Source organism: Planococcus halocryophilus, assembly GCF_022489025.1.
Taxonomy (GTDB): domain Bacteria; phylum Bacillota; class Bacilli; order Bacillales_A; family Planococcaceae; genus Planococcus; species Planococcus halocryophilus_A.
In genome coordinates this window covers 103,091-125,175 of record NZ_JAKVTG010000003.1, presented here as the reverse complement: position 1 = coordinate 125,175, position 22,085 = coordinate 103,091, and the positions used below count along the sequence as shown (strand labels likewise).

The 22,085-nt window shown below is 40.3% G+C and carries 21 protein-coding genes; 1 reads left to right on the top strand and 20 read right to left on the bottom strand.

Annotation, left to right across the window (positions count from 1 at the left end; translation table 11 throughout):
• The first annotated feature begins 254 nt into the window (after positions 1 to 254).
• The gene (locus tag MLE13_RS05220; protein ID WP_240748382.1) at positions 255 to 1,631 is read left to right on the top strand and encodes a glycine--tRNA ligase; all 1,377 of its coding nucleotides are present in this window, start codon (positions 255 to 257) and stop codon (positions 1,629 to 1,631) included.
• A 143-nt stretch (positions 1,632 to 1,774) separates the two neighbouring features.
• Here MLE13_RS05220 and recO read toward each other — a convergent pair whose 3' ends face one another.
• The 20 genes from recO to lepA all read right to left on the bottom strand — a co-directional run bounded on the left by recO (position 1,775) and on the right by lepA (position 21,944).
• Positions 1,775 to 2,557 carry a DNA repair protein RecO gene (recO, locus tag MLE13_RS05215; RefSeq protein ID WP_240748381.1) on the bottom strand — a complete coding sequence of 261 codons (783 nt, stop codon included), beginning with the start codon at positions 2,555 to 2,557 and terminating at the stop codon, positions 1,775 to 1,777.
• Positions 2,558 to 2,569: 12 nt separating this feature from the next.
• A complete protein-coding gene (gene era, locus MLE13_RS05210) occupies positions 2,570 to 3,487 on the bottom strand; it encodes a GTPase Era (RefSeq protein ID WP_240748380.1) in 918 nt (305 codons plus the stop codon).
• Positions 3,471 to 3,881 carry a cytidine deaminase gene (locus MLE13_RS05205; RefSeq protein ID WP_008431620.1) on the bottom strand — a complete coding sequence of 137 codons (411 nt, stop codon included), beginning with the start codon at positions 3,879 to 3,881 and terminating at the stop codon, positions 3,471 to 3,473. The genes era and MLE13_RS05205 overlap by 17 nt, the downstream gene beginning before the upstream one ends.
• A gap of 20 nt (positions 3,882 to 3,901) precedes the next feature.
• Positions 3,902 to 4,255, bottom strand: a complete 354-nt coding sequence (locus tag MLE13_RS05200; protein WP_240748379.1) for a diacylglycerol kinase family protein — start codon at positions 4,253 to 4,255, stop codon at positions 3,902 to 3,904.
• On the bottom strand, positions 4,242 to 4,724 hold the full coding sequence (ybeY, locus tag MLE13_RS05195) for an rRNA maturation RNase YbeY (RefSeq protein ID WP_240748378.1): 483 nt from the start codon (positions 4,722 to 4,724) through the stop codon (positions 4,242 to 4,244). The genes MLE13_RS05200 and ybeY overlap by 14 nt, the downstream gene beginning before the upstream one ends.
• 14 nt (positions 4,725 to 4,738) lie before the next feature.
• Complete coding sequence (locus MLE13_RS05190; protein ID WP_240748377.1) at positions 4,739 to 6,859, bottom strand: HD family phosphohydrolase; 2,121 nt, start codon at positions 6,857 to 6,859, stop codon at positions 4,739 to 4,741.
• 175 nt (positions 6,860 to 7,034) lie between these two features.
• Positions 7,035 to 7,994, bottom strand: coding sequence for a PhoH family protein (locus MLE13_RS05185; RefSeq protein WP_240748376.1), 960 nt, complete (start codon positions 7,992 to 7,994; stop codon positions 7,035 to 7,037).
• A 230-nt stretch (positions 7,995 to 8,224) separates the two neighbouring features.
• A complete protein-coding gene (locus MLE13_RS05180) occupies positions 8,225 to 8,710 on the bottom strand; it encodes a hypothetical protein (RefSeq protein ID WP_240748375.1) in 486 nt (161 codons plus the stop codon).
• Between the two features lie 30 nt (positions 8,711 to 8,740).
• Positions 8,741 to 9,727: a flotillin-like protein FloA gene (gene floA / locus MLE13_RS05175; protein ID WP_240748374.1), complete on the bottom strand. Its 987-nt coding sequence runs from the start codon at positions 9,725 to 9,727 to the stop codon at positions 8,741 to 8,743.
• Between the two features lie 4 nt (positions 9,728 to 9,731).
• Positions 9,732 to 11,057, bottom strand: coding sequence for an NfeD family protein (locus MLE13_RS05170; RefSeq protein ID WP_240748373.1), 1,326 nt, complete (start codon positions 11,055 to 11,057; stop codon positions 9,732 to 9,734).
• Between the two features lie 227 nt (positions 11,058 to 11,284).
• Positions 11,285 to 11,458, bottom strand: a complete 174-nt coding sequence (gene rpsU / locus MLE13_RS05165; protein ID WP_006828698.1) for a 30S ribosomal protein S21 — start codon at positions 11,456 to 11,458, stop codon at positions 11,285 to 11,287.
• A 95-nt stretch (positions 11,459 to 11,553) separates the two neighbouring features.
• The gene (gene deoC / locus MLE13_RS05160; RefSeq protein ID WP_240748372.1) at positions 11,554 to 12,222 is read right to left on the bottom strand and encodes a deoxyribose-phosphate aldolase; all 669 of its coding nucleotides are present in this window, start codon (positions 12,220 to 12,222) and stop codon (positions 11,554 to 11,556) included.
• A 64-nt stretch (positions 12,223 to 12,286) separates the two neighbouring features.
• Positions 12,287 to 13,024: a 16S rRNA (uracil(1498)-N(3))-methyltransferase gene (locus tag MLE13_RS05155; RefSeq protein WP_240748371.1), complete on the bottom strand. Its 738-nt coding sequence runs from the start codon at positions 13,022 to 13,024 to the stop codon at positions 12,287 to 12,289.
• Positions 13,025 to 13,036: 12 nt separating this feature from the next.
• Positions 13,037 to 13,978 (bottom strand): 50S ribosomal protein L11 methyltransferase, encoded by a 942-nt coding sequence (prmA, locus tag MLE13_RS05150; RefSeq protein ID WP_240748370.1) that lies wholly within the window; start codon positions 13,976 to 13,978, stop codon positions 13,037 to 13,039.
• Between the two features lie 125 nt (positions 13,979 to 14,103).
• Entirely contained in the window at positions 14,104 to 15,216 is a 1,113-nt protein-coding gene (gene dnaJ, locus MLE13_RS05145; RefSeq protein ID WP_240748369.1) for a molecular chaperone DnaJ, read from the bottom strand.
• Positions 15,217 to 15,324: 108 nt separating this feature from the next.
• Entirely contained in the window at positions 15,325 to 17,151 is a 1,827-nt protein-coding gene (gene dnaK, locus MLE13_RS05140; RefSeq protein WP_240748368.1) for a molecular chaperone DnaK, read from the bottom strand.
• Between the two features lie 22 nt (positions 17,152 to 17,173).
• The gene (gene grpE / locus MLE13_RS05135) at positions 17,174 to 17,773 is read right to left on the bottom strand and encodes a nucleotide exchange factor GrpE (protein WP_240748367.1); all 600 of its coding nucleotides are present in this window, start codon (positions 17,771 to 17,773) and stop codon (positions 17,174 to 17,176) included.
• A 17-nt stretch (positions 17,774 to 17,790) separates the two neighbouring features.
• Entirely contained in the window at positions 17,791 to 18,825 is a 1,035-nt protein-coding gene (gene hrcA / locus MLE13_RS05130; RefSeq protein WP_240748366.1) for a heat-inducible transcriptional repressor HrcA, read from the bottom strand.
• 90 nt (positions 18,826 to 18,915) lie between these two features.
• On the bottom strand, positions 18,916 to 20,055 hold the full coding sequence (hemW, locus tag MLE13_RS05125) for a radical SAM family heme chaperone HemW (RefSeq protein ID WP_240748365.1): 1,140 nt from the start codon (positions 20,053 to 20,055) through the stop codon (positions 18,916 to 18,918).
• 59 nt (positions 20,056 to 20,114) lie between these two features.
• Positions 20,115 to 21,944, bottom strand: a complete 1,830-nt coding sequence (gene lepA, locus MLE13_RS05120) for a translation elongation factor 4 (protein WP_240748364.1) — start codon at positions 21,942 to 21,944, stop codon at positions 20,115 to 20,117.
• Positions 21,945 to 22,085 lie beyond the last annotated feature (141 nt).

The window sequence follows — 22,085 nt, the reverse complement described above, 5'->3', positions numbered from 1 at the left end:
AACATTGTCATGATACAATTAAAAATGAACTTCATATAGGCAATGACGGATAAATGAGTACTGTAATTTTAGCGAGTAGGGATAGTGAAAGCCTACAACTACAGGAAACGGCGATCCTGAGCTATTTTTATTTTAAAGTGGACTGCAATTCGCAGTCAATCGAGGTGGAACCGCGGGTCTTAACGTACTCGTCCTCGGGCATGTAACAATGTCCGAGGGCGAGTGCGATTTTTTATTTTATGGAGGTAATTTTTATGTCAATGGAAGATGTAGTAGCATTAGCAAAACACAGAGGCTTTGTTTTTCCAGGCTCTGAAATTTACGGCGGTTTGGCGAACACATGGGATTATGGTCCACTTGGCGTCGAACTGAAAAACAATATTAAAAAAGCATGGTGGAAAAAATTCGTTCAAGAATCCCCTTATAACGTAGGGCTTGACGCTGCCATTTTGATGAACCCGAAAACTTGGGTAGCTTCAGGACATGTCGGTAACTTTAATGATCCAATGATCGACTGTAAGAGCTGTAAAACGCGCCACCGTGCAGACAAATTAATCGAAAATGCATTAGATGCTAAGGGCATTGAATTGATCGTTGATGGTTTGTCATTTGACCGTATGGCAGAATTGATCCAAGAACACGAAGTGAAATGTACCGTTTGTGGCGCGCTAGATTACACAGATATTCGCCAGTTTAACTTGATGTTCAAAACCTTCCAAGGTGTAACTGAAGCTTCAACAAACGAAGTTTTCTTGCGCCCAGAAACAGCTCAAGGGATTTTCGTTAACTATAAAAACGTTCAACGTTCAATGCGCAAAAAAATGCCTTTTGGTATTGCACAAATCGGTAAAAGTTTCCGTAACGAAATCACACCTGGTAACTTTACGTTCCGGACGCGTGAATTTGAACAAATGGAACTTGAATTTTTCTGCAAGCCTGGTGAAGATTTAGAATGGTACGCTTACTGGCGCGATTTCAGTAAAAACTGGTTGTTGAACTTGAATATGAATGAAGACAATATGCGCCTTCGCGAACATGACGAAGACGAACTATCTCATTACTCAAACGCAACTGTGGATATTGAATACAAATTCCCATTCGGCTGGGGCGAGCTTTGGGGCATTGCAGATCGTACTGATTTTGACTTGAAACGCCATATGGAACATTCAGGAGAAGATTTTAACTACATCGACCCAGTAACAAATGAGCGCTTTGTGCCTTATTGCATCGAGCCTTCTCTAGGCGCTGACCGTGTAACACTAGCTTTCTTAGTAGATGCCTACCACCAGGAAGAGCTTGAAAACGACGACAAACGCACAGTCTTGAAGTTCCACCCTGCTTTAGCTCCTTATAAAGCAGCGATTCTTCCGCTATCGAAAAAATTAGCTGAAGGTGCAACAGGCGTATTCGCTGAATTAGCTAAGCACTTCATGGTAGATTACGATGAGTCTCAATCGATCGGTAAACGTTACCGTCGCCAAGATGAAATCGGTACACCTTTCTGTATCACATATGACTTTGATTCAGTTGAAGATGGTCAAGTAACAGTACGTCACCGTGATTCAATGGAACAAACACGTATGCCGATTGCTGAAGTACAAGCATATGTCGAAAAGCATATTCAATTTTAAGTTAGAAAAGCGGGTTACAAAAAAAGTGGTGGAATAAATCTATTCCACCACTTTTTTATGCCCTCTCATAATCGGCGTATGATTTGCTATCCTGTTCATTACTTTATGATAGTATCACTCCTAAAAAAAGAGTTGCCAAAAGACTATTCGTCTTTTGGCAACTCTTCTTTTTTCGGTAAAAATTCGGGTGTTCGTTCTAACTGTTCGAGAAACTTCCGTGATTTTAAGCGAATCCCCGCTTTTTCTTCGTATATTGTGCGGACAATTTGTTTGAGTAAGCTCTTGGATTCTTTTTTCAGCGTCAAAGAACCCACTCGCTCAATTGGCACAAAATAGAACGTACGAATGAGCTTCACTAACGCTGGACTCAACCGAATAATGTAACGATCAATATGAAAACAGCGATGACAAAGAAATCCAAGTTCTTGAAATGAAAAAGCAAATTCCCCTTCAGTCGAACCACAATTGGCACATTGATGAAGTGTTGGCGTTAAGCCTGCTGGTTGGAGCATTTTCCATTCGACAAATAACGTAATCGCTTCTGGGTCATACCCTTCGTCGATCGCATGAAGCGCTTGATACAACATATCAAAAATGGCTGGTTGTGGTTCATCTTGTTCGGTTAAACGATCAATTAATTCAGTAACATAACTTGCATAAGCAGTAGACATGATGTCTTCACGAATATGCCGCAGTGATTCTAGTGGATCCCCCGCCTGTATAGTTCCCATGCCTTTTCCTTTATAGATGGAAAAACTTCCATGAGTAAAGACTTGGGTAATAGCCGCTAAACGACTAGCCGGTTTTTTCGCTCCTCTTGCCATACAAGTAATTTTCCCCGCTTCTTTCGTAAACAAGGTGACGATTTTATTGGTTTCGCCATAAGGCATTGTGCGAATGACAATACCTTCTACTTGATTTTGCATGGGAAGGACTCCTTAATATTCGTCTTCTCTGAAGCCGAAATCGCGTAGATGCATTGCTTTATTGCGCCAATCCTTTTGAACTTTCACCCATAACTCCAAATACACTTTTGACCCAAGCAAGTTTTCAATATCTTGGCGAGCACGTGTACCGATTTGTTTGAGCAAGACGCCTTTTTTACCGATTACGATACCTTTTTGAGAATCGCGCTCGACCATAATCGTTGCTTGTATTCGAATCATGTCTTTGTTCTCTGAATCTGGTGCGATTTTTTCAATAACAACAGCAATCGAGTGCGGAATTTCTTCGCGCGTCAAATGCAGTGCTTTCTCACGAATCAATTCTGAAATGATGAATCGTTCTGGGTGATCGGTGATTTGATCAGCCGGATAGTATTGAGGTCCTTCAGGAAGACGCTCATTAATTTTTGCTAGTAAAGTTTCAACGTTATTTCCTTCTAACGCTGAAATTGGAATCGCTTCTGCAAAATCAAATTCCTTACGGTACGACTCAATAATTTTCGGTAAATTATCAGGGTGTACTTGATCGATTTTATTGATTACTAAAAATACCGGTACGTCAATTCCTTTTAGCATTTCTAGGACATAACGGTCTTCTTTCCCAACGCGGTCCACGCCACTTGCTACGAATAACAAGACGTCAACTTCGCGGAACGTGTTTTTTGCAACTTTTAACATAAAGTCGCCTAATTTGTGGCGAGGTTCATTAATACCTGGTGTATCGATAAAAATCATTTGGCTATCATTTGTTGTCACAACGCCTTGAACTTTGTTTCGTGTCGTTTGGGGTTTGTCACTCATAATGGCAATTTTTTGGCCCACGACACGGTTAAGAAACGTCGATTTACCGACGTTAGGACGACCAATGATTGAAATGAAACCTGATTTAAATCCGTTATTCTCTAGCTGCATATTTTAAATCCTCCGTTGAAAATGCGCCAGGAAGCAATTCGCTGATTGTCGTTTCCTGAACGTCACCTTTTAAATTTGTTAAGTAAACCGGCATATTTGGCGGACAAAACTCTGCCAATACTTGTCTACACGCACCACAAGGTGATACAGGCCCCGCTGTGTCTGCTGATACTGCTAAAGCCACGAACTTATTGTCGCCTTCTGACACCGCTTTAAATACGGCTGTGCGCTCTGCACAATTTGTCAGTGAATAACCAGCATTTTCAATATTACAGCCTAAGTAGACTTTTCCATCAGCTGTCAGTAATGCTGCACCAACAGGGAATTTTGAATAGGGCACATATGCATTGTTTCGTGCTTCTATCGATTGCTTCATCAATTGTTCTTTTTCCATTTTTAATCACCTCTGCGAATTTAAAACCATTTGGGTAAAAATATTATTATTCCAATTATAGCACTTGCCGCTGCAAATACCAAAACAGCACCTGCTGCCATATCTTTAGCTTGTTTAGCGAGGGGATGAAGTTCAGCTGTCACTAAGTCTACTACCCGCTCAATCGCTGAATTGACCATCTCTAATGCGATCATGCCGGCAATCAATAAAATAACTACTAGCCATTCTGTATAAGATAAGACCGTAAACCACCCTGCAATGACTACAATAATAGCGGCTGCAAGATGGAACCGAATATTTTGTTCACGTTTTAAAGCTGTTCCTATTCCTTGAGATGCAAACAGAAAAGAACGGAAAAACCTACGCGCCGTCATGTTTATCACGTGTGATGCCGAGTGAGACTAAAATCTCCTCTTGGCGAGAAAACATTATTTTTTCATCTTCCTCTGTCATATGATCATAGCCTAACAAATGCAAAAAACCATGAACTGCTAGAAAGCCAAGTTCCCTTTCAAAGGAATGCCCAAAATCTGCAGCCTGCTCTTTTGTCCGATCTAAAGAAATAATGATGTCTCCTAACATGCGAGGTTCTTGTGAACCGATGATAGCTGTTTCTCCTTCTCCCATTTCTTCCATTGCAAATGAGATGACATCCGTCGGCTGATCTTTTCCACGGTACTCACGGTTTATGTCACGAATCATTTCATTGGTCACAAAAGTTACAGATACTTCAGAATCCGTGATTTTTTCTTGTTTCGCAGCGTGCTCTAATATTTTTTGGACAAAATCCAATTCTTTTTGATTCAGACTTTCTGTTTCATCCATAAAATCGATAGCTATCATAACAGTTCCTCCTGTCAATTGGTTTCTTTTGGATATTCGATACGCGAATGGAATATCCCATTTAAAGTTTCACACATTACCGCTTTTATCTTTTTTAGTTCTTTTAAAGATAAATCGCATTCTTCGAACTGCCCATCTTTAAGTTTATCTTCTACAATCGAATCTACCAATTTTTTTATCTTTTCTGATGTCGGTTCTTTCATAGATCGAACCGCAGCTTCTAAGCTATCTGCTACGGAAATAATAGCAATTTCTTTTGTTTGCGGCTTAGGACCTTGATAACGATAAGTGTTTTCATCAACGTCTGGATTGGTTTCTTTTGCTTTGTAGTAGAAAAATTTCAACAAGCTCGTCCCGTGATGCTGTGCAGCGACATCAATAATTTCTTTTGGCATTTTATGCTTTTTTAACATTTGTGCACCTTGTATGCCGTGTGCCAAAATAATATCTCGACTTTTCTCAGGGGGTAAGCGATCGTGCGGATTCTCAATATTTACTTGGTTCTCGATAAAAAATTGCGGGTATTTCGTTTTGCCAATGTCGTGATAATAACAACCGACTCTGGCAAGTAACCCATTTGCTCCAATCGCCTCACAAGACGCGTCTGCCAAATTCGCCACCATCAAACTGTGATGATAAGTACCTGGTGTTTCCATCAAAATTTTCTTTAGTAATGGATGATTCGGATTGGATAATTCGATTAACCGCATTGTTGATAGCATACCAAATGCCGATTCGAAAAATGGCAAAAATCCAATTGCCAATGCTCCAGACAATAACCCAGAGACAATCGCAGCTGAGAAATAAAATCCGACTTCTGACCAACTATATTGTGTTTGGCCAAGCAATAAATAAAAAGCAACAAACAACGCGTTAGCGGCCGCTACTGCTAAACTGATCTGCAGTAAACGCCCACGTCCACCTACTCGATCGATTAAATAAATTGCTGTCAAACCACCAAAAAGAATATAAAAAGCGACGTCTACCTGCAAAGTAGCTGAATAACCACTAGGCAACATTAAACCTGCTGCTGCACTAACAAAAATAGTGACATATACAGCCGCTCGCTCATTGACAAGCAAGCAGACCAGCATTCCAGCTAAAGCTGTCGGGAAGAAAAAAGAAATCACCAAATCAAAATTACCGCTAATAGCAGACAGTAACTTCATCAATATTAATGAAATAGAAATTGCCACCATTACCACAAGCATCTCGGTAACCTTGTTTTTATCATCTTTTTTTGAACGAGAAATAACGATGAACAGTAGTCCTACTGCAATGATGACAAATAGTAACAACCCTAATAACGGTTTGTAATTGAGCCGCTCTTCAGTCATACCAGCTAGTTCTAGCTGACGGTAAACTTCCCGGTCAATCACTTGGCCTTCTTGAACGAGAACTTGTCCTTGTAAAATGCGTGTTGGTTCAACACTATTCCGAATTTGTTCTACTTGTTTCGCTGTTAACTCTTCATTGACTACCTCGTTTGCAATTATACCAAATCGGCCAATTGTCACCGCAGCTTGAATAATATCATTTGAAATTGTATCATTGCGGCGAATTTCTTGTTCGATCTCCGTTCGATAACGCGCCACTTCTTCTACACGAATAGATTCATTCAAAGACGATTGCAACAATTTTTTCAATTCTTCTTGCACACTAAGTAAGCGAGCTTCTGATAGAGACAATAACGAATTTAGCATATCGTCTGTTAAACGCAATCCGTTATCACTTGTTTCTAACAATCTTAAATCTTCTCTCAGTTCCGCAATCATTTCCTCTTGAGTCAACCGGTCTTCTTCTTGTTCTGGAGCAGCTTTAACGTCCATAATATAACCAAATATCGATGCGACCAAAGCGGTTTGGTTGTCTACTATTTCACTCACAAATTGATAGCTTGGCGATACTTCTTCAGTAAGACGTTGTCTTTCTAACTCCGTTTTGACTGGATCTTCAACGGTTTTTTCAGAACGTATCGTTTCAGATGATAGTTGGAACAATTGTATATCGTATGTATCACTTTGAACAGAGTCCATTAAAAATCCGTATAAGATGATGCCTGTCAACAAGATGCCCGCCATCATTATTTTCCGATAACCCAGTTTCTCAAAAAGATCTTGTGCTTTTTGACGCATCCTACTCCACCCCACATTTCCTAGTTCTATCATAACAACTAAAGAAATAGATTTCACCGTGTTTTTTTCTAATAATTTGAAATTATGTCCGCATATACGAGTAGTATAAAATTTCTTACCTATTTTATAAAAAAAGGTGCAGGGAAAGTAATCCCTGCACCTTGCGTTATACTCTTTAAGTTGGCTGACTTTCATAGGCATCAATAATTTTTGCCACAAGTGGGTGACGTACCACATCACCACTTTCAAGGTATTGAAAATGGATATTTCGCACACTTGATAAAATTGTTTCAGCGGCAATTAATCCAGATTCAGCACCACGAGGCAAATCAATTTGAGTTTTATCACCGGTAATAACCATTTTAGATCCAAAACCGAGACGTGTTAAGAACATTTTCATCTGTGCTTTTGTGGTATTTTGCGCTTCATCTAGAATAACAAAAGCTTCATCCAATGTGCGTCCTCTCATATACGCTAGAGGAGCAATTTCAATGGTTCCACGCTCGATAAAGCGATTGGTTTGTTCGAGCCCTAACACGTCATGTAGCGCATCATATAATGGACGTAAATATGGATCAACCTTTTCTTTTAAATCCCCTGGTAAAAACCCGAGACTTTCACCTGCTTCAACAGCTGGCCTTGTCAAAATGATTTTCTTCACGTGACCGTTTTTTAGTGCTTGGACGGCCAGAACTACGGCCAGATACGTTTTACCAGTACCAGCAGGACCAATCCCAAAAACTAAATCTTTGTTGCGAATCGCATGAATGTAATGTCTCTGCCCAATGGTTTTTGCGCGAATCGTTTTGCCATTAGCATTACGCGCGACTTCTTCATCATAAAGTTCAGCAAAATATTCGATTGTCCCACTTTTAGCCATCTCAATTGCTGAGACAATATCACGCTGATCAATATTGATGTTTTTGCGAATAACCCGCAATAATTGTTCTATTAATAATTTCCCCGTTTGTTTATCTTCCTCAGAACCAGCTAATTTAATAACTTCTCCACGGGTGATAATTTGAATATTAAAAGCTTCTTCGATTAACGTTAAATGGCTATCCGATATCCCGAGCAGCTGTACCGCTTCATTTGGGTCTTTCACATGTAATTCTAGTAGGTTGTTTTCTGTCATGTGGACGCTCCTTAGGATCGAGTATTTACTGCTAATTTCACTCTATCATTAAAGATAATCACTTGTAAAATATTTGTTCTGTGCACCTTTAACGTGAAAAATTTACCTTTTATCCAAATATCCTAATAATTCTAATTTTATTAGTAGAGAAAATTCTTTTAAGAACTTTAAGTTTACATAATAAAAATATAGATATCAAAAATCAGCCAGTTTTCACTGGCTGATTTTCATTAGCGCTTTGACTTTGGCGGCATTAAAATTTCCGCCATAATAATCCCTCTTCTGACGTCCTCATCGCTAAGTGGCAATAATTCATCAGAAGTTTTCTCTACTTTAGGAACTGCAGGTTGATTACGGATTGATCTCGATTCACTTAGTGACGAACGGTTTTGTGTAGTACTAGACGCGACGCGACGCTCTACTTCTTGACGCGCTTCGCGAAGAGGCGTTCGATCCACAACTTCTCCAGCTTTTTGCTTTGCTTCTTCTAAACGATCAGACCCTTGAGTTTTTTGACTTTGCAGTTCACCATAAATTTCCTTTGCATAATCTTCTACTCGCTTAAACCGGGTTTTACCAGAACGACTTTCTCTCGTAGTTGATGTAGTTGTCGAAAAGGGTTTTACCGGAGCATCTCTTTTATTGGAATCTTTTTTGTTTTTATTAAAAAAAGCACTTACCGCCATGATGACAAGTCCAAATATGAGAGCTTCCACACGACAAACCTCCCTTATGGCTAACGCCCATTATTTGTTGTCGGATTTATCTGTGCCTGTTTTTGAAATGGACTCGCGCATACCAGTATCAGCTTGGATGTTTTTGTAGTTCACGTAATCCATTACGCCGATATTTCCGCTACGAAGTGCTTCCGACATTGCAAGTGGTACTTCTGCTTCTGCTTCCACAACTTTCGCTCTCATTTCAACAACTTTTGCTTTCATTTCTTGCTCGCTAGCTACAGCCATTGCACGACGTTCTTCAGCTTTCGCTTGAGCAATTTTCTTATCTGCTTCTGCTTGTTCTGTTTGTAGTTCTGCTCCAATGTTTTTACCGATATCAACATCTGCAATATCGATCGAAAGAATTTCAAACGCTGTCCCTGAATCTAGACCTTTCGCTAAAACTGTCTGAGAAATCAAGTCTGGGTTTTCAAGAACTTTTTTATGGCTTGTGCTTGAACCTAATGTCGAAACAATCCCTTCACCAACACGGGCAACAATTGTTTCTTCACCAGCACCACCGACTAAACGGTCGATATTTGCACGAACTGTAATACGAGCTTTTGCTTTTACTTCAATCCCGTCCATTGCCACACCTGCGATAAATGGTGTTTCAATCACTTTCGGGTTAACCGACATTTGAACAGCTTCTAATACGTCACGACCTGCTAGGTCAATTGCTGCTGCACGTTCAAACGGCAATTCAATGTTGGCACGGTGAGCTGCAATTAACGCGTTAACAACGCGGTCAACGTTACCACCTGCTAAGTAATGGCTTTCCAATTGGTTAATAGTTACGGTTAATCCAGCTTTTGAAGCTTTGATCAACGGGTTAACAATACGTGATGGAATAACACGACGTAATCTCATCCCAATTAGCGTAAAGATACTAATTCTTACTCCTGCAGCTAAAGCCGAAATCCATAACGTAATCGGTACAAATGTAAAGAATATTGCCAAAATAACGATGATACCAATGATAGCTGCGCCTAAACCAATTGTTTCAAGTCCCATTCTCTTATTCCTCCTCTTGTTTATCAAGCTCACGAACAACGATCCGTGAACCTTCTACCTTAATAATCTTAACATTTTTACCACTGTCTATAAATCTACCTTCAGAGACAGCATCAATCCGCTCATCATCCAACTGAATCGTACCGGATGGACGGAGTGCCGTCAGTGTTTGAGCAATTTTACCGACAAGTTCTGGACGGTTTGTAGTCGATACATAACCACTTGCTGTATCGGTGGCGTCCGTCAAGATAATACGTTTGAACAAACTAAGTCGCTTACCAAAAAATTTCACTACAATCACCATCCCTACTGTCGCTACTATCATTGCTATAAGTACTGCTATGGCGGTGGTTTTCAAGTCTCCTCCCGCCAATAAGATACTACCGAGAATGGCTGCTACTCCTAGAAATCCAGCCACACCACCCGGTATGATAAACTCAGCTACTAAAAGTCCGAAACCAATAATCAATAAAATGATGGATTCGTATCCTGCTAAGCCGGCCACTAAGTGACCATAAAAAAACAACAGTAAAAATACCATTCCGATAAACCCTGGAACTCCGACTCCTGGCGTGAATAGCTCAAGTAATAAGCCAAGTCCTGCAAATGATAAAAGAATCGGCACGACAAAAGGGTTTGTTAAAAAGCGAGCCAAGCTTTCTGAAAACGTTTCATCAATTGTAACAACCGTTGCGTTCTCAAAACCTTTTAACGCTAAAAGCTCACTTAACGAACTAACGGTTCCTTCTGAATATCCTACTTGCTCTGCTTCTTTCGCATCTAAAGTTAATAATTTCCCTTTAGCTGCGCCTACTTCTGGAAGATCGATTGATGCATCAGCCATGGCTAAGGCATACTGAGGATCTCGATCAGCCGTTTGTGCCGCACTTTTCATAGATGACAACCAAGCGCTATTTGCTTTATCAGCCGCTGCATTCCCTGACTGATTTATTACTTGTGCCGCTCCCATGCGCCCGTTAGGATGCATGTAAATTTCATCATTATGCAAAGCAAGAAACGCACCAGCAGACAAAGCGTCTTGATTAACAAAAGCCAGTGTATCTAAATCTGTTTTGTTTAACAGACGAGCAATGCCATCTGCTGCATCTACAAATCCACCCGGTGTATCGATTTCAAATATGATGGCTTCGGCTCCAGCATCTTCCGCCTCTTCAATCCCCCGTTCGATAAAAGCTTGCAATCCTCTTTCAACTTCATCTTCGATTGGGATAACGTAAACCGTCGAAGTATCCGCTTGGATAGCTGGGAGCACAAGTAGAAACGATAATAGCAAAAGTCCAAAACCCATAAAGACTTTGACTTTGCTCAACAGGATCTCTCCTTTCGCATTTCAAATTTCTTCTGCACCATATATACGGTTGAACTGTGAAGAAGTTTCAATTTACTATACTTCTATTATAGAGGAAATCTTCTGCAATAACGAAAGAATGCGCTTACTTATGTGACAATTAGAAAAACCGCCAACACAAGATTGTGTTGGCGGTTTTCGCTGGTCGTTCATATTTTTTAAAAGTCTATATGCTTCTTATAAGTCAATTAAAATTTACGTTTACGCGCAGCTTCTGATTTTAGTTTACGTTTCACGCTCGGCTTATCATAGTACTCGCGCTTTCTTACCTCTTGCATTGTTCCAGATTTAGAAACAGTGCGTTTGAAGCGGCGAAGAGCATCTTCAATCGATTCGTTTTTACGAACTGTAGTTTTTGACATCTCTTTTTCCCTCCCTCCGAACACACGTTGAAGCGAAGAGCAACAAGTGTTATATACTCAAAAATTATATCGTATTCTAGATGAAAGGTCAATAGTTAATAATCTGAATCAGAAGTTAAGCCTTGCATGATTTTAACGCCAGAACTTGCGCCAATACGCGTAGCTCCTGCTTTGATCATTGCTTCTACATCTTCTAAACTGCGTACGCCACCTGATGCTTTAACACCCATATCAGGACCAACTGTTTGACGCATCAATTTCACATCTTCAATTGTCGCTCCACCTGTTGAAAAGCCAGTAGAAGTTTTAACAAAATCTGCTCCAGCTTCTTTAGATAATTGGGAAGCGGTTACTTTTTCTTCGTCCGTTAACAAGCACGTCTCAAGAATTACTTTGACGATTGCTTTGCCTTTAGCTGCATTGACAACTGCTTCAATATCTTTTTTCACATGATCTGTATTGCCGCTCTTTAATGCGCCAATATTTAATACCATATCAATTTCCCCAGCACCTTTAGAAATAGCGTCCGTTGTTTCAAAAGCTTTTGTCTCAGGCGTAGAAGCACCTAAAGGGAAACCTATAACTGTACAAACTTTCACTTCACTATTTGTTAATTCTGCAGCTGCTTTTTCAACCCAAGTTGGATTTACACAAACAGAAGCGAAATTGTATTCTGCTGCTTCTTTGCATAACTGAACAACTTGGCTTTCAGTTGATTCAGGCTTTAATAAAGTATGGTCGATATAAGATGCAATGTTCGTCATTTTTAAAAAATCCCCATTCTATATAGAAGTCGTTTGTTTTCCCAACTCATTCCCTACTGATAACCTATTCGAACTCGTAGGAAATAGCTGACAGTGCATATAAAGGCGCGGTTTCGGTCCGTAGAATCCGTGGACCGAGAGAAGTAAAAATTGCGCCAAAGTTTTTCAGCGCCTGGACTTCGGCATCCGAAATTCCACCTTCAGGACCAAAAACAAGTAACACTGAATCTTTATCATACAATGATTTTATAATTTCGGCAAACCGTGTTCTGTCGCCCTGTCTTGCCTCTTCTTCATAAGCTACAATGACTGCGTCATAGGCTTCCGCTTTGCTTAACAATTGCTTAAAGCTATGGATGTTGTGTATTTCAGGAATATGTGTTCGATGAGATTGCTCAGCCGCTTCTTTTGCAATTTTTTGAAGACGGCCGATTTTCTTACCACTTTTCGCATTGTCCCATTTTACAATCGAACGTTCTGCTGAAAACGGCAAAAGCGCATACATACCAAGTTCCGTCGCTTTTTGAGTAATTAAATCAAGCTTATCTCCTTTAGGTAACCCACAAGCAATCGTCACTTTTTTTGGAAGCTCTACTTGTGCTTCTATTCTGTTTCTAATTTCAACTTCTACATCAAAATCTGCTGATACAATTTCCGCTTGGTACGCTTGGTCTTCGATAACAACAATCAAGTTGCCCCCAACAGTTTGACGCATAACTTTGGCGATGTGCTTTGCATCATCGCCAGTTATTGCCACTATTCGATTTTCAGGAATTTTACCTTCTATAAAATATCGTTGCATCGTGGCACCCCGTTATTCCGGTTTTTTTGAAATGATGGTAACCCAGTCTTCCATCATCATGACATCTTCAATAACAAAGCCAGATGCTTCAAGAGCCGCTTTTACATCATTTTTCTTCGCCGAGATGATACCTGATGTAATATAAACTCCACCTGGCTTAACAATCTTAAATGCGTCATCTGTAAATGACATAATGACTTCCGCCAAAATATTAGCAACCACTACATCACCAGGTTGATCAATTTTATCCGTCAAATTGCCTTCTTCTACCGTCACAACATCTTGAACTTTATTTAGTTTGACGTTGATATTCGCAGACCTGACTGCAACTTCATCTAAATCCAGTGCATACACTTCTTTAGCGGACAGTAAAGCTGCTCCAATTGCTAATACACCAGAACCGGTCCCGATATCAATAACACGATCAGCTGGTTTGACCATTTTCTCTAATGCTTGAAGGCTCATCACAGTTGTTGGGTGAGTTCCTGTACCAAAAGCCATTCCAGGATCCAATTCAATGATTAACTCGTCGCTCGAAACCGGGTTATACGTTTCCCATGTGGGAACAATTGTAAACCGTTTAGATATTTTCACAGGGTGATAATATTTTTTCCAAGCTGTAGCCCATTCTTCTTCATTTACTTCGCTAATGGTTACTTCGTTTTTGCCCAAGTTAATGTCGAATGTCACTAAGTTATTGATCGCCAATTTAATCGCCTCTACAGTTTCCCCTAAAAAGCTATTAACAGGAAGATATGCTTTTAAAATAACGCCATCTACTGGGAAATCTTCAGGATCTAACGAATAAATTTCACCAAAACGATCTTCTCGTTCTTTTGTTAAATCTTCTGAGTCTTCAATGACAACACCGCTTGCGCCTGCTTCGTGCATGATATTGGAAACTGCTTCAATTGCTTCGTTTGTCGTATGAATCGACAGTTCTGACCATTTCAATAGTGCCCAGCTCCTTTTCCGCTTATACAGTCAGTAAGACTCTCGCAAATCGCAAGAGCCTTCTGCCTGTAAAATTGAATTGCTTTAGCTGCCGATGAATAAAAGAGCGTCCATCATTTCAACTATTATGAGTCGCCTTTAATTGTGCGTTTGATTTTTGCAAAAAGAGAACTGCTATGTTCTTCCGGAATATCTCCGCTAATTTCAGCAAATTCACGTAATAGCTGTTTTTGTTTCTCGCTAAGTTTTGTTTGTGTTTTTATGCGAACAATAATATGTTGATCACCTGTTCCGTAGCCGTGGACATTTTTAACTCCTTTGCCCTTCAAACGGAATCGTGCTCCACTTTGTGTACCAGCTGGAATTTTCAATTTCACTTTCCCTGAAATTGTTGGCACTTCAATCTCATCACCTAATGCTGCTTGCGGATACGTGAGCGATATTTCTAAATAAATATCATCGCCTTCACGTTGAAATTCCTTATGCGGTTTTACGCGGAATACAACGTATAGATCTCCTGCCGGTCCTCCGTTAATACCTGGTCCACCTTGACCTGTCACACGCAATTGCTGACCATCGTCAACGCCTGCCGGAATCGTGACTTTGATTTTGTTTACTTTGCGGACTTTTCCTTGGCCGCGACAAGTTGTACATTTCTCTTCAATAATTTGTCCTGAACCTTCACAATGTTGACAAGTACGACGATTGACCATGCGACCAAAAGGCGTGTCCTGGGTTACATTGGTTTGACCCGAACCTTCGCAATATGGACACGTTTTTTTCTTCGTCCCCGGTTTAGCTCCAGAGCCATCGCACGTGCCACATGTTTCATCTTTAGGAATTTCAACTTCAGCTTCTTTACCAAATACAGCATCCATAAAGTCGATTGTCATCGAATACTGCAAATCGTCACCTTTACGCGGCGCGTTCGGGTCGCGACGTCTTGCACCGCCACCAAAGAAAGTACTGAAAATATCGTCGAAACCAAATCCTTCTGCTCCGCCACCAAAGCCTTGGTTCGGATCTTGATGCCCAAATTGATCGTATTGTGCACGTTTTTGATCGTCACTTAATACTTCATAGGCATCTTTTACTTCTTGGAATTTCTCAGATGCATCTGCATCTTTATTAATATCTGGGTGGAATTTTTTCGATAAAGTCCGGTATGCTTTTTTAATCTCTTCTTTGGAAGCAGACTTGGATACACCCAGCACTTCATAATAATCTCGCTTGTTCATAAGTCACTCTCCCTTAGCAATCAATAGTAATTGTACACGGTTTAAATCCTCGTTGCAAAGACATTGAAAAAGCCAAAGCATGTTGCTTTGCTTTGACTTTTCAAGGTATTACTTATTGTCGTCGTTTACTTCTTCAAACTCTGCGTCGACTACATCGTCGTTATCAGCTGTTGCATTTTCGTCTTGTCCAGCTTGTTGAGCTGCTGCTGCTTGCTCATAAGCTTTCATAGAAAGACCTTGCAAGAGTTCTTGAAGTTTATCTTTTTTCTCACGGATATCTTCAGTGTTATCAGACTCTAATGCCGCTTTTAGTTCATCGCGAGCATCTTCCGCTTGTTTTTTCTCTTCTTCAGTAACCACTTCACCAAGATCCGTGATTGTTTTATCAGTTTGGAAAACAGCTTGATCGGCTTCGTTGCGAAGTTCTACTTCTTCTTTCACTTTCGCATCTGCTTCAGCGTTTTCTTCTGCTTCTTTGATCATGCGTTCGATTTCATCATCTGATAATGATGAGTTCGATTGAATTGTGATCGTTTGTTCTTTTTGTGTTCCAAGATCTTTCGCTTTAACACTTACAATACCGTTTTTATCGATATCAAAGCTTACTTCGATTTGTGGAACGCCACGCGGTGCTGGTGGAATATCAGCTAATTGGAAACGACCAAGCGTTTTGTTAGCTGCCGCCATTGGACGCTCACCTTGTAATACATGAATATCTACAGCTGGCTGGTTATCAGCAGCAGTTGAGAATGTTTGTGATTTTGAAGTTGGGATTGTTGTGTTGCGCTCGATTAGTTTCGTGAACACACCGCCCATTGTTTCAATACCAAGAGATAATGGAGTTACGTCTAATAAGACAACGTCTTTAACGTCTCCAGTTAAAACGCCACCTTGTACAGCTGCACCCATTGCTACAACTTCATCAGGGTTCACGCCTTTATGCGGATCTTTACCAGTTTCTTTTTTAACTGCTTCTTGTACAGCAGGAATACGAGTAGATCCTCCAACTAAGATTACGCGGTCAAGTTCTGAAGCTGAAATTCCAGCATCTTTTAATGCTTGACGAGTAGGTCCCATAGTACGTTCTACTAATGAAGAAGTTAATTCGTCAAATTTCGCACGGCTCATTGTAATTTCCAAGTGAAGCGGTCCTTCTGCTCCAGCTGTGATAAATGGCAATGAAATTTGTGTTGAAGAAACGCCTGACAAGTCTTTTTTCGCTTTTTCAGCAGCATCTTTCAAGCGCTGAGTAGCCATTTTGTCTTTCGATAAGTCTACGCCATTTTCTTTTTTAAATTCTTGTACTAAATAATCGATGATCAATTTATCAAAGTCATCGCCACCAAGACGGTTATCGCCGGCAGTTGATTTTACTTCGAATACACCATCGCCAAGTTCAAGGATTGATACGTCGAACGTACCGCCACCAAGATCATAAACAAGAATTGTTTCGTCTGTATCTGTTTTATCAAGACCATATGCTAAAGCTGCAGCAGTTGGCTCGTTAATAATACGTTCTACTTCAAGGCCTGCAATGCGTCCAGCGTCTTTAGTTGCTTGACGTTCTGCATCGTTAAAGTAAGCAGGAACCGTAATAACAGCTCTTGATACTTTTTCGCCTAAGTATTCTTCAGCGTATCCTTTAATGTATTGTAAGATCATTGCAGAAACTTCTTGAGCTGTATACTCTTTGCCTTCTGCAGTTACTTTTTCTTCTGTACCCATTAAACGTTTAATCGATTGAATTGTGTTTGGGTTTGTGATTGATTGGCGTTTTGCTACTTCGCCGACTTGGCGTTCGCCGTTTTTGAAAGCTACAACAGAAGGAGTTGTACGGTTACCTTCTGGATTTGGAATAATTTTTGGTTCGCCGCCTTCTAATACTGCGACTGCTGAGTTTGTTGTACCTAAGTCAATACCGATAATTTTGCTCATTTTTGAATTCCTCCATTAATTTTTATTCGTTTACTTTTACCATTGCAGGACGTAGAACTCGATCTTTCAGGATATAGCCTTTTTGCAATTCCTGTAAAACCACTCCCGGCTCTGCAGAATCATCTTTTTCTTGCATAACTGCTTGATGGAAATTTGGGTCAAATTGTTCGCCGACCGATTTAATCTCTTCCAAGCCTTCACGATTTACTGCTTCATGTAAAGATTTCTGCACCATTTCAATGCCTTTTATCAATGAAGCGGATTCTTCACTTTTCGTTGGTACCGACATTGCACGTTCAAAATTGTCCAAGACCGGCAAGAGGTCTGCTAGCAACGATTGTGAACGGAATTTATTGGCAATTTCTTTGTCTTTTTGAGTGCGCCTTTTGAAATTATCATAATCGGCTAACAGGCGCAAATATTTGTTTTGCTCTGCTTCAAGTTGCTCACGGAGCTCTTCAACTTCGTTTACTGGTTCTACCTCTTCTTCAACAGGCAGGTCAGTTTCTGGCGTTTCTGTAGCCGTCACTTCTGACTGTTCTTCCGCTTCAGCCGCTTTTACTTTCACGTCTTCAGCTATTACCTGTTCTTCTGTTTTTAATGATGCATTTTTTTTTGGCAATTTTGTTCCTCCTTTGTTCACGTTCCTTTAAACATCCGGTTAAGTTCTTTCGATAAGTCACCACTTAGTAAATCTAAGATCGAAACGATTCGTTTATAATCCATTCGTTTCGGGCCGATTATGGCGATTGTACCCGTCTGTTCTTTCCCAGTATCATACGATACCGTAATGACACTGCAATCTTCCATTGCTGTAAGCGTATTTTCCGAGCCAATGCGAATGTGGAGGCCTTGACTTCCAACAGGCAAAATCATCGGAATGTGCTTTGCTTCTTCCATAACATCCATCAAATTTCTGATTTTTTGAAGATCGTGAAAATCAGGCTGTTTCAAGATGTTCAATTTACCACCGTAATAGATATTTTCATCTTCATGTGGCAATAAAACTGCTTGTCTAAACGTATGGAATAGCTCGCCGTAGCGCTCAACATGCTGCTTTAATATCGATAAAGTTTCTTGTTCCAACCGCAGATGCAGGTTGTTTAGCGCCACACCTACTAGCCGTTCATTAAGAATATTCGTCATTTTTTCAATATCCGATGGGTTTAATCCTGACGGAATCGAAAATACGCGATTTTCTACATGTCCGGTGTTGGTGACGATAATCGCCACTGCTGTGTCTTGGCTCAACGGAACAATCGACAACTTTTTAACGATATGTCTGCGCACATCAGGTCCGAGTAAGATAGACGTGTAATTGGTCAGTTCTGAAAGAATCATTGCAGATCGCTTGATGACTTCTTCCGTTTCTGTCAGTTTTTCTTCGAAAATCGAGCGCAATTGCACAATGTCCTCTTTCGGCAACGGTCTTGGCGTCAACAAATGATCGACGTAATAACGGTATCCTTTTTCAGAAGGAATGCGTCCGGAAGACGTATGTGTTTTTTCCAAAAATCCCATTCTTTCCAACTCCGCTAATTCGTTACGAATTGTTGCGGGACTGAAAGGAGTTTCAAGCTTTTTGGAGAGTTGGTTCGATCCTACCGGCTGAGCTGATTGAATATAATCATCTACTGTCACTTTTAAAATGAGCAGTTGCCGTTCTGTTAACATGATCATCACCTCTGTTAGCACTCTATGTGTTCGAGTGCTAATACTACATTTAAATTAACAAATAAAAAGACCAATGTCAACGCAAGAGCTTTAAGCTAATAAAAATTGTTGAAAAACCTCGTTGCCAACAAATCGTCCTTTTCTTGTTAACCTAATAAAACCGCTCACTATCTCTAAATTTCCTTGCGCAATTTCTTTATCCAAAATCGAACCATAGACATCTTGCATCGGTTTTTGAAATTTAGTTTGAAAGTGATTCAAAGAAACGCCAGCTGTTTTTCGTAAACCTAAAAACATTTCTTCTTCCATTTTTTCATGAGGCGGCACTTCGTGCGTACTTAAAATTGGACGCTCGCCTTCATCTAATGGAGACATGTATTTTTTTAAAGGTCCAGCATTTGAATAGCGAACACCATCCACATAACCATGTGCACCCGCGCCAACACCAATATACTCGACATTGTCCCAATACAATAAATTATGATGTGATTCCTGTCCTGGACGGGCAAAGTTAGAAATTTCGTATTGCTTTAATCCACGCTTATCCATTTCATTCATCAACTTTTCATACATATCTGCCTCTAAATCTTCTGTCACTGTGTTCAACTTGCCTTTTGTCATTAAGTTATAGAACACCGTTTTCGGTTCAATGATTAACGAATACGCTGAAAAATGCGGCATGTCGAATGCGAATGCTTGTTCAAGTGTATCGTCCCATTGCTGCATAGTTTGACCGGGTAACCCATACATTAAGTCAAAACTTAAGTTTTCAAAGCCGACTTGTCGGGCAGAATCAACCGCTCGTTTTACGTCCGAGTTGTTATGCGTACGACCTAGTCGTTTTAGTAAGTCTTCATCAAAAGACTGAACCCCCATACTTAACCGGTTTACTCCACCATCAAACAATACTTGCATTTTGTCTTTTGTTAGTTCGTCCGGATTGGCTTCAGACGTCCATTCCAAATTCTCAGCCATTGGCACATAGCGATGAATATACGCTAGCAATTTCTCCAATTGTAGGGGTGTCAACGATGTCGGTGTTCCGCCTCCTAAAAAAATTGTCTCTAGTGGCTTATCCAAAGCACCTTGTTCTTTCCAAAGAGCTAGTTCTTTACCTAACGAATCGATATAAGCATCGACTGGTTGGTCTTTAAAATACACTTTATTGAAATCACAGTAAAAACAAATTTGGTGACAGAATGGAATGTGGATGTACAATCCCTTTACCATTTTATTTCCTCTTTTCTAATAAGAAAAGGAGGCTGAAATTCCGCCTCCTTTTTTTCGTTTTATTTTGATTGGTCATCCATTTTCAGGATTGCCATGAATGCTTCTTGTGGAACTTCAACAGATCCAACTTGCTTCATACGCTTTTTACCTTCTTTTTGCTTGTCGAGAAGTTTCCGTTTACGGGAAATATCGCCGCCATAGCATTTAGCAAGAACGTTTTTACGTATCGCACTAATGGTCTGTCGGGCAACAATTTTTTGACCGATGGCTGCTTGAATCGGTACTTCAAATTGTTGGCGAGGGATTAAATTTTTCAACTTATCAACAATTACTTTTCCGCGCTCATAAGCAAAGTCACGGTGAACGATAAAGCTCAATGCATCTACTTGTTCAGAATTCAACAAGATGTCCATCTTTACAAGCTTAGACTCTTTGTAACCAATCAACTCATAGTCAAAAGAAGCATAACCTTTTGTTCCTGATTTTAACTGATCGAAGAAATCATAAACAATTTCAGCTAGTGGCAGTTCATAAATAATGCTCACACGAATGTCATCCACATAATCCATCGTCAAGAAGTTCCCACGTTTGCGCTGACAAATTTCCATAACCGCACCAACGTATTCATTGGGTACCATTACTGTCGCTTTGACATAAGGCTCTTCAACCACATCGATTTTTTGAGCGTCTGGCATCATCGCCGGGTTATCGATTTTCAAAACTTCTCCGTCTGTCATGTGAACATCGTAAATTACGCTTGGCGCTGTCGTGATCAAGTCGATTTTAAATTCACGTTCGATACGCTCTTGAATAATTTCCATGTGCAATAAGCCTAGGAAACCACAGCGGTAACCAAAGCCAAGTGCTTGAGAAGATTCAGGCTCAAACTGCAAAGCTGCGTCATTTAACTCTAATTTCTCTAAAGCATCACGCAAATCATTGTATTTTGATGTATCAATCGGGTAAAGTCCGCAATAAACCATCGGATTTAATCGGCGGTAACCAGGTAATGCTTTATCAGCAGGGTTATTAGCTAATGTAATGGTATCACCCACTGTTGAATCACCCACATTTTTAATCCCAGCTGTTAAAAAGCCTACATCCCCTACTGTCAATTCTTCACGAAGAGTTGCGTGTGGTGTAAAGACGCCTGCTTCAATTATTTCAAATTCCTTACCAGAAGCCATCATTTGAATGCGATCGCCTGGTTTTAGTCTTCCTTGAACAATCCGAATATACGCCACTACACCGCGGTAAGGATCATAAATCGAATCGAAAATCAGTGCCTGAAGTGGTGCTTCAGGATCGCCAACTGGAGCTGGTACTTTTGCGACTACTTGTTCAAGAATATCTTCAATGCCAATACCTGCTTTTGCTGAAGCTAATACGGCTTCAGAAGCATCTAATCCGATTACGTCTTCAATTTCTTGACGGACGCGCTCTGGGTCAGCGGCAGGTAAATCGATTTTATTGATAACCGGAAGGATTTCCAAGTCGTTATCTAATGCCAAATAAACGTTAGCCAATGTTTGCGCTTCAATTCCTTGTGCAGCATCAACAACCAGTACAGCTCCTTCACAAGCCGCTAAACTACGTGAAACTTCGTAGGTAAAATCGACATGGCCCGGTGTATCGATCAAATGCATAATATACGTTTCTCCGTCTTTGGCTTTATAGTTAAGCTGGACAGCATTTAATTTAATCGTAATGCCACGTTCTCGTTCAAGATCCATCGAATCTAGAGACTGTGCTTTCATTTCTCGGGAAGTTAATGCTTCAGTCATTTCTAAAATCCGATCTGCAAGTGTCGATTTACCATGATCGATATGCGCAATAATCGAGAAGTTGCGGATTTTACTTTGGCGGGATAATCTTTCCTCATTGTTCATTCTCTTCACTCCTATATAAACTACTATGAATTATAGCAGTACAGCTAGCATTGAGCAATGAAAGCCCGTGAAATCATTTCACTGTCAAGGCAAACTTCTTTGCACGTAACTATTGCATTCCTGTCGTTGATTTGATAAAAT

Excerpts from the sequence above, each read along its gene's own strand:
- MLE13_RS05220 (WP_240748382.1), top strand. The coding sequence starts at position 255 with ATGTCAATGGAAGATGTAGTAGCATTAGCAAAACACAGAGGCTTTGTT.
- recO (WP_240748381.1), bottom strand. The coding sequence starts at position 2,557 with ATGCAAAATCAAGTAGAAGGTATTGTCATTCGCACAATGCCTTATGGC.
- era (WP_240748380.1), bottom strand. The coding sequence starts at position 3,487 with ATGCAGCTAGAGAATAACGGATTTAAATCAGGTTTCATTTCAATCATT.
- MLE13_RS05205 (WP_008431620.1), bottom strand. The coding sequence starts at position 3,881 with ATGGAAAAAGAACAATTGATGAAGCAATCGATAGAAGCACGAAACAAT.
- MLE13_RS05200 (WP_240748379.1), bottom strand. The coding sequence starts at position 4,255 with ATGACGGCGCGTAGGTTTTTCCGTTCTTTTCTGTTTGCATCTCAAGGA.
- ybeY (WP_240748378.1), bottom strand. The coding sequence starts at position 4,724 with ATGATAGCTATCGATTTTATGGATGAAACAGAAAGTCTGAATCAAAAA.
- MLE13_RS05190 (WP_240748377.1), bottom strand. The coding sequence starts at position 6,859 with ATGCGTCAAAAAGCACAAGATCTTTTTGAGAAACTGGGTTATCGGAAA.
- MLE13_RS05185 (WP_240748376.1), bottom strand. The coding sequence starts at position 7,994 with ATGACAGAAAACAACCTACTAGAATTACATGTGAAAGACCCAAATGAA.
- floA (WP_240748374.1), bottom strand. The coding sequence starts at position 9,727 with ATGGGACTTGAAACAATTGGTTTAGGCGCAGCTATCATTGGTATCATC.
- rpsU (WP_006828698.1), bottom strand. The coding sequence starts at position 11,458 with ATGTCAAAAACTACAGTTCGTAAAAACGAATCGATTGAAGATGCTCTT.
- deoC (WP_240748372.1), bottom strand. The coding sequence starts at position 12,222 with ATGACGAACATTGCATCTTATATCGACCATACTTTATTAAAGCCTGAA.
- MLE13_RS05155 (WP_240748371.1), bottom strand. The coding sequence starts at position 13,024 with ATGCAACGATATTTTATAGAAGGTAAAATTCCTGAAAATCGAATAGTG.
- dnaJ (WP_240748369.1), bottom strand. The coding sequence starts at position 15,216 with ATGAACAAGCGAGATTATTATGAAGTGCTGGGTGTATCCAAGTCTGCT.
- dnaK (WP_240748368.1), bottom strand. The coding sequence starts at position 17,151 with ATGAGCAAAATTATCGGTATTGACTTAGGTACAACAAACTCAGCAGTC.
- hrcA (WP_240748366.1), bottom strand. The coding sequence starts at position 18,825 with ATGTTAACAGAACGGCAACTGCTCATTTTAAAAGTGACAGTAGATGAT.
- hemW (WP_240748365.1), bottom strand. The coding sequence starts at position 20,055 with ATGGTAAAGGGATTGTACATCCACATTCCATTCTGTCACCAAATTTGT.
- lepA (WP_240748364.1), bottom strand. The coding sequence starts at position 21,944 with ATGAACAATGAGGAAAGATTATCCCGCCAAAGTAAAATCCGCAACTTC.